General features: G+C 69.4%; 11 protein-coding genes and 1 pseudogene. 6 read left to right on the top strand and 6 right to left on the bottom strand.

From position 1 onward, the window contains the following. Together K2F54_RS09475 and K2F54_RS09470 are read right to left on the bottom strand one after the other, a co-directional pair. Positions 1 to 236 (bottom strand): annotated as a pseudogene (locus tag K2F54_RS09475) (hypothetical protein); the annotation flags it as partial. Positions 237 to 308: 72 nt separating this feature from the next. After that, positions 309 to 950 carry a YflT domain-containing protein gene (locus tag K2F54_RS09470; RefSeq protein ID WP_255576912.1) on the bottom strand — a complete coding sequence of 214 codons (642 nt, stop codon included), beginning with the start codon at positions 948 to 950 and terminating at the stop codon, positions 309 to 311. A gap of 167 nt (positions 951 to 1117) precedes the next feature. Here K2F54_RS09470 and K2F54_RS09465 point away from each other — a divergent pair, with 167 nt between their 5' ends. Genes K2F54_RS09465 through K2F54_RS09450 form a run of 4 tightly spaced genes read left to right on the top strand, consistent with a single transcriptional unit; the run spans position 1118 to position 5858 of the window. Then, positions 1118 to 2446, top strand: a complete 1329-nt coding sequence (locus K2F54_RS09465) for a magnesium transporter MgtE N-terminal domain-containing protein (protein ID WP_220605608.1) — start codon at positions 1118 to 1120, stop codon at positions 2444 to 2446. Continuing rightward, positions 2433 to 3050, top strand: a complete 618-nt coding sequence (locus K2F54_RS09460; RefSeq protein ID WP_220605607.1) for a DUF1003 domain-containing protein — start codon at positions 2433 to 2435, stop codon at positions 3048 to 3050. Before K2F54_RS09465 ends, K2F54_RS09460 begins: the two co-directional genes overlap by 14 nt. Beyond that, positions 3043 to 4197 carry an Mrp/NBP35 family ATP-binding protein gene (locus K2F54_RS09455; protein WP_220605606.1) on the top strand — a complete coding sequence of 385 codons (1155 nt, stop codon included), beginning with the start codon at positions 3043 to 3045 and terminating at the stop codon, positions 4195 to 4197. Before K2F54_RS09460 ends, K2F54_RS09455 begins: the two co-directional genes overlap by 8 nt. 56 nt (positions 4198 to 4253) lie before the next feature. Further along, positions 4254 to 5858 (top strand): succinic semialdehyde dehydrogenase, encoded by a 1605-nt coding sequence (locus tag K2F54_RS09450; RefSeq protein WP_220605605.1) that lies wholly within the window; start codon positions 4254 to 4256, stop codon positions 5856 to 5858. Between the two features lie 24 nt (positions 5859 to 5882). Here the strand turns inward: K2F54_RS09450 and K2F54_RS09445 are convergent, their stop codons facing one another. Beyond that, complete coding sequence (locus K2F54_RS09445) at positions 5883 to 6263, bottom strand: twin-arginine translocase TatA/TatE family subunit (RefSeq protein ID WP_220605604.1); 381 nt, start codon at positions 6261 to 6263, stop codon at positions 5883 to 5885. An 89-nt stretch (positions 6264 to 6352) separates the two neighbouring features. Between K2F54_RS09445 and K2F54_RS09440 the strand changes: the two genes are divergently transcribed. Then, positions 6353 to 6985, top strand: a complete 633-nt coding sequence (locus K2F54_RS09440; RefSeq protein WP_220605603.1) for an O-methyltransferase — start codon at positions 6353 to 6355, stop codon at positions 6983 to 6985. 86 nt (positions 6986 to 7071) lie between these two features. On the opposite strand, the gene K2F54_RS09435 is transcribed toward K2F54_RS09440, so the two are convergent. The 3 genes from K2F54_RS09435 to dapE all read right to left on the bottom strand — a co-directional run bounded on the left by K2F54_RS09435 (position 7072) and on the right by dapE (position 9684). After that, positions 7072 to 7248: a DUF3117 domain-containing protein gene (locus K2F54_RS09435; RefSeq protein ID WP_084021373.1), complete on the bottom strand. Its 177-nt coding sequence runs from the start codon at positions 7246 to 7248 to the stop codon at positions 7072 to 7074. A gap of 61 nt (positions 7249 to 7309) precedes the next feature. Then, the gene (locus tag K2F54_RS09430) at positions 7310 to 8569 is read right to left on the bottom strand and encodes a hypothetical protein (RefSeq protein ID WP_220605602.1); all 1260 of its coding nucleotides are present in this window, start codon (positions 8567 to 8569) and stop codon (positions 7310 to 7312) included. A 2-nt stretch (positions 8570 to 8571) separates the two neighbouring features. Then, positions 8572 to 9684 carry a succinyl-diaminopimelate desuccinylase gene (dapE, locus tag K2F54_RS09425; protein ID WP_220605601.1) on the bottom strand — a complete coding sequence of 371 codons (1113 nt, stop codon included), beginning with the start codon at positions 9682 to 9684 and terminating at the stop codon, positions 8572 to 8574. Positions 9685 to 9701: 17 nt separating this feature from the next. On the opposite strand from dapE, the gene dapD reads away from it, so the two are divergent. After that, complete coding sequence (dapD, locus tag K2F54_RS09420; protein ID WP_220605600.1) at positions 9702 to 10697, top strand: 2,3,4,5-tetrahydropyridine-2,6-dicarboxylate N-succinyltransferase; 996 nt, start codon at positions 9702 to 9704, stop codon at positions 10695 to 10697.

The raw sequence follows: 10697 nt of genomic DNA, 5'->3' as shown, positions 1-10697 counted from the left end.
GCTTTCTCCAGCGCACTGCGCTTACCCGGTGGAATAGTCATACGACCATCTTCGCGCGGGATCAGGCCACGTTCGAGATCGCCCTCGTAAACCGCGCCCTGCCACCGAGCCAACCTACGTCTGGACAAACCGCGCTCCACCAACCACGGCGCTTTCCGGCCATAGGCCAACCCGTCATACTCACGAACGAACTCGCGGATCTCCACCACGGTGAAGCCTGGGGTTATCGACATCACTCTGCCTCCTACTGATCGTGAACTGACTCACAAGCAGCCTGACGCAGAGGGTTCGGGAACAGTTGCGCCGGGTTAGCGGGTCGGGTCGGCCGGGCCGGTCTCGCCGTACGCGGGCGGTGTGGTGGGCGCATCCGTCGGCGGCTCCGGCGCATCCGCCGGCGGCAGCGGCTGCGGCAGGGACCGGGGCGGGTCGGATGGGTGCGGAGCGGGAGCGCCGGCGGGCTCGCCGTGACCGGCCAGCAGGTTGCGGGCCCTGTTCAGCAGTTCCACGTCTACGATCACCTGGTAGTTGCCGGCGATCACCTGCATGGTCGAGGTGAAGTCCTTGCGGCGACGGTTGAGCGCGTAGCTCACCAGTCCGAACAGCATGCCGAAGCCGGCGCCCATCAACACGGCCGCGATCACCAGCGGCAGGCCGGCACCGTCGGGCGAGAAGATGAAGAACAGCAGCCCGAAGAACACACCGAGCCAGGCACCGGATGCGGCGCCGGCCAACGCGACGCGGCTCCAGGTGAGCTTGCCGGTCACCCGCTCCACGGTCTTGAGGTCGTTGCCCACGATCGACAGCTGCTTCACCGGGAAGTCGGACTTCGCCAGGACGTCGACGGCCAGCTGGGCCTCGTTGTAGGTCTCGTACGTGGCCAGGACCTCACCCTTGGGGAGGACGGGATACAGAGCGGAGGCGCGACCACCGAATGGGCTTTGATTGGTCATGCCTCCATTCTTCCACGGCACCGGCGGATTCCCGCCTGGCCCGCTGTGCATCCACGGGGAGAATACCCGGTCACCGGCGTGCCGTCCGGCTCAGCGGCGCAGATGGCCCGGCACCTGACCCGCCACGGCCCGGCCGCCGCCCAGCCGGCACCGACTAAGTTATAGGTGTGGCAAACACCAGAGTCTTCGTCGCCCGATTGGCCGGGTGCAACGTCTTCGACCCCGCGGGCGACCGCGTCGGCAAGGTTCGCGATGTTCTGGTGGTCTACCGAAAAGACGACCCACCCCGCGTGGTCGGCCTGATCGTCGAGATCCCCGGCAAACGCCGGGTCTTCGTCTCCATCGGCCGGGTCACGAGCATCGGCAGCGGCCAGATCATCACCACCGGCCTGATCAACGTGCGCCGCTTCGAGCAGCGCGGCGGCGAGGTGCGCGTCATCGCCGAGATGCTCGGCCGCAAGGTCGCGTTCAACGACGGCTCCGGCGAGGCCACCATCGAGGACGTCGCGATCGAGGAATCCGCCCAGGGTGACTGGGCGATCAGCCAGCTCTTCCTGCGCCGCCCCAAGACCGGCTCCTCGCCGTTCGCCAAGGGGGCGACCGCGTTCGCCAACTGGGGCGAGGTCTACGAGAAGGTCACCGCTGGTCAGTCCCAGTCGGCCGAACAGCTCATCGCCACCTACTCAGACATGAAGCCGGCCGACCTCGCCAACACCCTGCTCGACCTGCCCCGCCAGCGCATGTTCGAGGTGGCAGAGGAGCTGCCGGACGGCCGCCTCGCCGATGTGCTCGAGGAGATGCCGGAGAGCGAGCAGGTGGGCATCCTCACCCGGCTCGGCGACTCACGGGCCGCCGAGGTGCTCGATCACATGCAGCCGGATGACGCGGCCGACCTGATCGCGCAGCTGCCGGAGGAACGCGGCGAGCACCTGCTCGACCTGATGGAGCCAGAAGAGGCCGACGATGTGCGGTTCCTGCTCTCCTACGCCCCCGACACCGCCGGTGGCCTGATGACCACCGAGCCGATCATCGTCTCCGCCGACGCCACCGTGGCCGAGGGCCTGGCCCTCATCCGCCGGCATGACTTGGCGCCGGCCCTCGGCGCGGCGATCTGTGTCACCCTGCCGCCGTACGAACCGCCCACCGGCCGGTTCCTGGGCATGGTGCACTTCCAGCGGATGCTGCGCTACCCGCCGCACGAACGCCTCGGCACCCTGCTCGACCTGGGTCTGGAGCCCGTCACCGCGGACACCTCGGCGGCCGAGGTATCCCGCATCCTGGCCAGCTACGACCTCGTCTCGGTGCCCGTGGTCGATGAGAACCACCATCTCGTCGGGGTGGTGACGATTGATGACGTGCTCGACTACCTCCTTCCGGACGACTGGCGAAGTCACGACGACGGCGACGAGGTACGCAAACGTGCCTCCGCGAGAACCCAGCTGGTAACCGGAAGCATCCCACTGCCTGGACGGAGGCACGGAAATGGCACGCGCTAACAAGAGCGAACTCCGCCTCGACACGCCCAAGGGCCTGCGCACCACCAACCTCGTCGGGCGCAAGCGCGGCCGACGCAGCAACGACAGGTTCGGCCGGTTCACCGAGGCGATCGCGCGCGGCATGGGCACGCCCTGGTTCCTGCTTGGCCTGTCCGCCCTGGTGGTCTTCTGGATCGGCTGGAACACCCTCTCCCCAGAGGGACTCCGCTTCGACTCCATCGAGCTGGGCTTCATCGCGCTCACCCTGGTGCTCTCCCTCCAGGCGTCGTACGCGGCACCGCTGATCCTGCTCGCGCAGAACCGGCAGGACGACCGCGACCGGGTGCAGTTCGAACAGGACCGGCAACGCGCCGAACGCAACCTGGCCGACACCGAGTACCTCGCCCGTGAAGTCGTCGCCCTGCGCCTGGGTATGAAGGACCTCGCTTCCAAAGACTTCCTGCGGGCCGAGCTGCGCGCCCTGCTCGACAACCTCGACCAGCGCGACGAGCAGGAGCGCCGCGAGCGCGAAGCCATCCGCGACCGGGAGAGCCGCGAACTGGAGAGCCGGGAACGCGAAGCCAGTCCCCGGACCGCCCCGCACGAGGTCGACCCGTTTGACTGAGAACCGGGTCCTCGCCGCCCTCGCCCGCGTCATCGACCCCGAGATCCGCAAGCCCATCACCGAGCTGGACATGGTCTCCGGGGTCACGATCGACCCCGACGGCGGCGCGACGGTGGGCATCCGTCTCACCATCGCCGGCTGCCCGGCGGCGACGCGCATCGAGACGGATGTTCGCGAGGCGACCGAATCCGTCGTGGGCGTCGGCCTGGCCCGCGTTGAGGTGTCGGTGATGACCCCTGAGCAGCGCCGCGCCATGACCGAGAAGCTGCGCGGCGGCCAGGGCGCACGCAGCCTGCAGTTCGGGCCGGACTCGCTCACCCAGATCTACGCGATCACCAGCGGCAAGGGCGGTGTGGGCAAGTCCACCGTCACCGCGAACCTCGCCGTGGCCCTGGCCGCACGGGGCCTGCGGGTGGGCATCGTCGACGCCGACGTCTACGGCTTCTCCATCCCGGGGCTGCTCGGTCTGGTCACCCCGCCCGGCATGCCGGATGGTCAGAGCGGCATGGTCAAGCCCACCCAGGTGGGTGACATGATCCTGCCGCCGATCGGCTTCGAGGTGAAGGTCATCTCCATCGGCATGTTCGTCGACGACACCTCCGTCGCGGTCGCCTGGCGCGGGCCGATGCTGCACCGCACCATCACCCAGTTCCTCACCGAGGTCTACTTCGGCGACCTCGACATCCTGCTGCTCGACCTGCCGCCGGGCACCGGCGACATCGCCATCTCGGTGGGCCAGCTGTTGCCGCACGCCGAGGTCATCGTCGTCACCACCCCTCAGCCCGCCGCCGCGGACATCTCCGAGCGCAGCGGCGCCGTGGCCCGCCAGACCGGCCAGAAGATCTACGGCGTGATCGAAAACATGGCCGGGCTGATGCAGCCGGACGGCACCCTGCTGGAGATCTTCGGCTCCGGCGGCGGCGCCGAGGTCGCCGGCCGGCTCTCCGCCGGTCAGGGCAAGCCGGTTCCGCTGCTCGGTCAGGTGCCGCTCAGCGTGGCCCTCCGCACCGGCGGTGACACCGGACTGCCCGTGGTGCTCGGCGACCCCGCCGACCCCGCCGCCGTGGCCATCCAGGCCATCGCCGAGCGGCTGGCCACCCGCGGCCGCGGCCTGGCCGGGCTCAGCCTGGGCATCTCGCCGCGCTGACCTCCCAGCGCTGACCTCCGGGCTCCGCACAGGCAGCCCTGCCTACACTGATCAGCATGAGCGCTCCCACAGTGTCGTCCGTTCCCGTCCCGTCGAACGTCCCAGGTCCGGTACCGGGCACGCCGCTGGATCCGGCGGTCGTCGCCGACCTGCACCGTGACATCCGCTCGACCACCGGACAGACGGACACGGTCATCGCACCGTTCACCGGCGACGGTCTGCACGAGCTGCCGCTGAGCAGCACGCACGACGTGGCGGATGCCTACGCCCGCGCCCGTCTCGCTCAGATCGGTTGGGCGCGTGCAGGGTTCGCCCATCGCCGTCGGGTGCTGCTGCGTGCCCACGACCTGCTGCTCGCCCGCAGGGAAGCCCTGCTGGACACCCTGCAGACCGAGACCGGCAAGACCCGCGGGCATGCGTTCGAGGAGGTCTTCCAGGTACTCAGCGTCACCCGCTACAACGCCGTCGCCGCCCGCCGGGTGCTGCGCGGCCAGCGCCGCCGCTCCGGCCTGCCGGTGCTGGTGCGCACCAGGGTGCGGTACCGGCCCAAGGGCGTCGCCGGGGTCATCACGCCCTGGAATTTCCCGCTCAGCCTGGCCGCGATGGACGTCGTGCCGGCGCTGGCCGCCGGCTGCGCTGTGGTGCAGAAGGCCGACAACCAGGGCGCCCTGAGCATCCTGATGCTGCGTCGCGCCTTCATCGACGCCGGCGTGCCCGCCGACCTGTGGGCCGTCGTCACCGGCGAGGGCGCCGTGGTGGGCGAGGCCGTCACGGCCGGCGCCGACTACGTCTGTTTCACCGGCTCCACCCCCACCGGCCTGCGGGTGGGCCGGCAGGCCGCGAGCACCCTCACCGGGGCGTCGCTGGAGCTCGGCGGCAAGAACCCGATGATCGTGCTCGACGACGTCGACCCGCACCGGGCCGCCGCGCAGGCCGCGTACGCGTGCTTCTCGTCGATGGGGCAGTTGTGCGTGTCGATCGAGCGCATCTACGTGCAACGCGGAGTGGCCGACCAGTTCCTGCGCGAATTCGTCACCACCACCCGTGCGCTGATCCTCGGCTCTGCCCTGGACTACAGCACGGATGTGGGCACGCTCACCTCGCCGGAGCAGCTCGAGCGCGTGACCGAGCACCTGGCCGACGCCGTCGAGCACGGCGCCACGGTGCAGGCCGGCGGGCGGGCCAGGCCCGACCTCGGCCCGTACTTCTTCGAACCGACCATCCTCACCGGGGTCACACCGGCCATGCGCTGCTTCGCCGACGAGACCTTCGGCCCGGTCGTGGCCGTGTACGTGGTCGACACGGAGCAGGAGGCGATCCTCGCGGCCAACAACAGCGAGTACGGCCTGAACGCGTCGGTGCTCAGCGGATCCGCCCGCCGCGGGCTGCGCGTCGCCGAGTCGCTCGAGGCCGGCAGTGTGAACGTCAACGAGGGCTACCGCGGGTCGTTCTCCGCCGTGGACGCCCCGATGGGCGGGGTGAAGGCATCCGGCCTTGGGCGTCGGAACGGCCCGGAGGGGCTCAAGCGCTTCGTCAACCCGGTCACCATCGCCAGCGCGACGGGTGTGCTCGCCCTGCCATCCACCGGCGCGGAGGTCGCCAGGTTGGAGCGCCCGATGGTCCTCCTGGCGCGGGCCCTGAAGGCCGTCAGACGGCGTTGACCCGCCCCGCAGGAACGAACCGGGTCAGGTGGCTTCGGAGTCGAACGGCGCCGGCCCGGTCAGGTCGCCCTCGCGGGCGCGCTTGCGCTGCAGATAGGCGCTGTCGGGGTTCGCACCGGTCCGCGCGAGAACGGCGGACTGCCCCTTCACCGGTTCCTCGATCAGGGCTTCCCTGATGATGCGACGCGGGTCATACTGACGCGGGTCGAGTTTCTTCCAGTCGACGTCGTCGAAGTCCGGACCCATCTCGTCCTTCATGCGGTCCTTGGCCCCGTTGGCCATGTCCCGCAGCTGACGCACCAGCCGGCCCAGTTGCGCCGCGTAGTGCGGCAGCTTCTCCGGGCCGAGCAGGAAGACGGCGATGATCCCGATGAGCAGGAGCTTCTCGAAGGTCAGACCGAACATGCCCTCAGAATATCCCCCCGGCGAGGCGTGCCCTAACCGGGTGCCCGGCCACCGTAGTCTTAACCCCAATCACCTACTGGAGTTGCGGAATGTCTGACAAAGATCTGAACTGGAAATTCGCCGACGACTCGGTGGTGGAGAGCGATGCCCTGGCCCGGGCGAGGCAGCAGTCCCACGAGCTCGGCATCGAGGCCATCGCCCCGTCGGTCGGGGCGCAGTCGGCCGTCATCGCCGCCGCCACCGGTGCCCGCAGCATCCTCGAGGTCGGCACGGGTGCCGGCGTCTCCGGCATCTGGCTGCTCACCGGCGCCCCCGGCGCCACCCTCACCTCGATCGACCTCGAGGTCGACCACCTGCAGCACGCCAAGGCGAATTTCCACGAGGCCGGCATCCCCACCAACCGGGTTCGCCTGATCACCGGTCGCGCCGCCGAGGTGCTGCCGCGCATGAACGAGAACTCCTACGACATCGTCTTCGTGGATGCCGACCCGCAGTCGGTCATCGAGTACGTCGAGCACGGGCTGCGGTTGGCCCGTCCGGGCGGCACCGTTCTCGTGGCGCACGCGCTCTGGCGCGGCCGGGTGGCCGACCCCGTGCAGCGTGACGACGTTGCCACCGGCTTCCGCACCCTGCTCAACGAGATCGGTTCCTCCACCGCCGTGATCAGCGCGCTCTCCCCCGTCGGCGACGGCCTGCTGCAGATCACCAAGCTGCGCGCGTAACCGCATCCGGATACAGCAATCGGCTGTGCGGAACCCGCACAGCCGATCAGCCGAATGAAATCTTTGCTACGTCAGAGCGTGTGGTACTACACAGCCGGTGTGACTACTCCGGCGAGCGCATCGTGAAGCTCCTTGGCTTCAGCGTCGTTCACAGAGACGACGAGTCGGCCTCCACCTTCGAGCGGTACACGCACGATGATCAGGCGCCCCTCCTTTACAGCCTCCATTGGCCCGTCTCCGGTCCGTGGCTTCATGGCCGCCATGAACTCCCCTTCCATTCGTAGTCGTACTACCATTATCGACCATTCGGCCGTCAGACAGTAATTACGGCGGGGTCCAATCGGCCCCGTCCACGCCCCAACAGAGCAAAAGCCAGCCCCATTGGCCGCAGATCAGCAGCAGTGTGACCACAACGCGGTACACGACGTTGCGCGGCACGGCGAGGGCGCCGAGCAGCGGGAACATCGGCATCAGCAGCCGGAAGATGCTCGACTGCGGGAAGAACACCGCGAGCAGGTAGAGCGCGTACGACACCACCCACAGACGCAGATCGACGCCGAGGCCGCGCACCCACGGTGTGAACATCAGCAGCGTGAACCCCACGATCAGCACCAGCACCGCGATGATGCCCAGCGGCTGCCCGAGCCACCACACCCCGCTCTGGAACCAGGCCGTGAACGGTACCAGCTCCTGATAACCGATGTAGGCGCTCCGCCAGGCCAGTTCGGTGTCGGTGTACGCCGTGAGTGAGCCGGTCACCGCCCAGGCCAGGGCCGGCCAGAGCAGCCCCATCACACCGCTGAACACCGCGACGGATGACGCCGTCACCACTTCGCGCACCGGGAACGGGTCGCGGGAGCGGGTGAACCAGCGGTAGCCGACGTGCAGCGCCAGGAACAGGGCGAACGCCAGCCCGGTGGGCCGCGTGAGCGCCATCACCGCGATCACCGGCACCAGCACCAGGTAGCGCCGCTCCAGCACCAGCACCAGTGCCAGGGTGAGCAGCATCAGCTGCATCGACTCCGCATAGCCGAACTGCAGCAGCGGTGACAGCGGGGCGACGCAGAACAGCAGCACGGAGAACAACGCCATCGACTGCGGCTGCACGCGCCGCATCAGCCGGTAGAACAGCAGGGCGGTGGCGAGGCTGCAGGCCACGGACACGAACACGGCCACGGGCTCCCAGGGCGCCCCGGTGAGCAGCATGAGCAGCCGCACCACCACCGGGTAACCCGGCATGAACGCCCAGGCGTTCTCGCCGACGTGACCCTCCGCGGTGACCGGCAGCACCGAGGGGTACCCGCCGACGGCCACGATGTTGTACCAGAGCGAGTCCCACATGGTGGCGAACTCCAGGTAGCCCGGTCTCGCCGGCGTCCACGCGTTCTGCCCCTGCACGCTCGCCAGCACCAGCACCATGGTGGTGGTGATCACCCGGCTCGCCAGCCAGATGCCGACGACCTTCAGCCACCACGGCAGCAGCCGGTAGTGCGCCCGCCACCGGCCGGGCAGCCAGGGGGCCACGGCAGGGGCAGGGGTTCGCGAGCCCGGGGTGTGTGCGGGCGGGGTAGGCGAGGCCGCCATGCTCAGTCGATGGGTGCGGTCAGCCAGGCGCGCAGGGCATCCTCGCAGTCGGTGATCTGGGTCAGCGCCACCCGCTCGTCGTCGGCGTGCGCCTTGAGCGGGTCACCCGGACCGTAGTTGACGGCCGGGATGCCCAGGGCCGAGAACCGGGCCACATCGGTCCAGCCGTACTTGGGGCGGGGCTCAGCGCCAACGGCCTCGAGGAACTTGAGCGCCAGCGGGGCGTCCAGGCCGGGGCGGGCGCCCTCGGCGAGGTCGACGACGGTGATGTCGAAACCGGCGAAGAGCTCCTCCAGGTGCGCCACCGCCTCTGCGGCGGTGCGGCTGGGCGCGAACCGGTAGTTCACGTGCACCATGCACTCGTCGGGGATGACGTTGCCGGCGATGCCCCCGCTGATGCCCACGGCGTTCAGGCCTTCCCGGTAGACCAGACCCTCCACCTCAACCTCGAGGGGTGTGTACGCCGCGAGGATGTCGAGGATCGGGGCGGCCTTGTGGATGGCGTTCTCGCCGACCCAGGCGCGGGCGGAGTGCGCCCGTTTGCCGAAGGTGCGCACCTCGATGCGCACGTTGCCGTTGCAGCCGCCCTCGACCTGGCTGTTGCTCGGTTCGCCCAGGATGGCGAAGTCACCCTGGAACAGGTCGGGCCGGTTGCCGGCGAGCCGGCCGAGGCCGTTGAGGGAGGCATTGACCTCCTCGTGGTCGTACCACATCCAGGTCACGTCGACGCTGGTGTCGGCGAGCTCGGCGGCGAGCTTGAGCTGCACGGCCACGCCGGCCTTCATGTCCGTCGTGCCGCGCCCCCAGAGGTAGTCGACGCCATCCTCGGTTTCGAACCGGGTGGGCAGGTTCTCGTTCACCGGCACGGTGTCGATGTGCCCGGCGATCACCACCCGCTGGGCGCGACCCAGGTTGGTGCGCGCCACGATGGTGTCACCGTCACGAATCAGCTCGAGGTGCGCGCAGCCGGCCAGGGCGGTCTCGATGGCGTCGGCGAGCGGGGTCTCGTTGCCGGAGACCGACTCCACGTCGCAGAGGGCGCGGGTGAGCTCGATCGACCCCACGGTCAGGTCGAGGGCGGGAACGGACGGGTCTATCGTTCTCTCTGAAGGCACCCTACTAATCTAGAGCCATGGTCACCGCGCTTCCCCCCGAACCCCTGTCAGACTCCGCCGCTTCGGCCTCAACCCACGCCTGGGGGTACGGACTGGCCACGATCGCCGGCGACGGCACCGTGCTCGACACCTGGTACCCGGCGCCCAAGCTGGGCTCGCTGCCCGCCGATCGTGACCGCTGGATCGTGCCCACCGAGCTGGAAGAGGCCGCGGGGCCCGACGCCCGACGCAACGTGCGCCTCGAGGCCGTCACCGTCGAGATCGACCTGCAGGCCGCACCGGCCGGCACCTCGGATGCCTACCTGCGGCTGCACCTGCTCTCGCACCTGCTCGTCAAGCCCAACAGCATCAACCTCGACGGCATCTTCGCTCACCTGCCCAACGTGGTCTGGACCAACGCCGGACCGGTGCTGCCCGCCGACTTCGACCGGCTGCGGCCCGCCCTGCAGCGCCACGGCATCACCGCCACCGGCCTGGACAAGTTCCCGCCGCTGCTCAACTACGTCTCCCCTGAGCGGGTGCGCATCGCCGACGCCTCCCGGGTGCGCCTGGGCGCCTACCTCTCCCCCGGCACCACCGTCATGCACGAGGGCTTCGTCAACTTCAACGCCGGCACCCTCGGCGTCTCGATGGTCGAGGGCCGGGTGTCGCAGGGAGTCGTGGTCGGTGACGGCTCCGACATCGGCGGCGGCGCATCGATCATGGGCACGCTGTCCGGCGGCGGCACCCAGCGGGTCACGATCGGGCAGCGCGCGCTGCTCGGCGCCAACTCCGGCATCGGCATCTCCATCGGCGACGACTCCGTGGTCGAGGCCGGCCTGTACGTCACCGCCGGCACGAAGGTGGTGCTGCTGGATGCCGCGCAGCCCGCCGACGGCGCCCAGCGCACGGCCAAGGCCAAGGACCTCTCCGGGGTGCCGAACCTGCTGTTCCGCCGCAACTCGCTCACCGGCGCGGTCGAGGTTCTGCCCCGCCAGGCCGGCATCGTCCTAAACGCTGCCCTGCACGCGTAG

The organism is Cryobacterium inferilacus (genome assembly GCF_019599185.1).
In the GTDB taxonomy this organism is placed as follows: Bacteria; Actinomycetota; Actinomycetes; order Actinomycetales; family Microbacteriaceae; genus Cryobacterium; species Cryobacterium inferilacus.
This window is presented reverse-complemented; position numbering and strand designations above follow the sequence as displayed.

What these genes read in the sequence shown, in the direction of transcription:
- K2F54_RS09470 (WP_255576912.1), bottom strand. Translation starts at nt 950, where the DNA reads ATGACCAATCAAAGCCCATTCGGTGGTCGCGCCTCCGCTCTGTATCCC.
- K2F54_RS09460 (WP_220605607.1), top strand. Translation starts at nt 2,433, where the DNA reads ATGGCACGCGCTAACAAGAGCGAACTCCGCCTCGACACGCCCAAGGGC.
- K2F54_RS09450 (WP_220605605.1), top strand. Translation starts at nt 4,254, where the DNA reads ATGAGCGCTCCCACAGTGTCGTCCGTTCCCGTCCCGTCGAACGTCCCA.
- K2F54_RS09445 (WP_220605604.1), bottom strand. Translation starts at nt 6,263, where the DNA reads ATGTTCGGTCTGACCTTCGAGAAGCTCCTGCTCATCGGGATCATCGCC.
- K2F54_RS09440 (WP_220605603.1), top strand. Translation starts at nt 6,353, where the DNA reads ATGTCTGACAAAGATCTGAACTGGAAATTCGCCGACGACTCGGTGGTG.
- K2F54_RS09435 (WP_084021373.1), bottom strand. Translation starts at nt 7,248, where the DNA reads ATGGCGGCCATGAAGCCACGGACCGGAGACGGGCCAATGGAGGCTGTA.
- K2F54_RS09430 (WP_220605602.1), bottom strand. Translation starts at nt 8,569, where the DNA reads ATGGCGGCCTCGCCTACCCCGCCCGCACACACCCCGGGCTCGCGAACC.
- dapD (WP_220605600.1), top strand. Translation starts at nt 9,702, where the DNA reads ATGGTCACCGCGCTTCCCCCCGAACCCCTGTCAGACTCCGCCGCTTCG.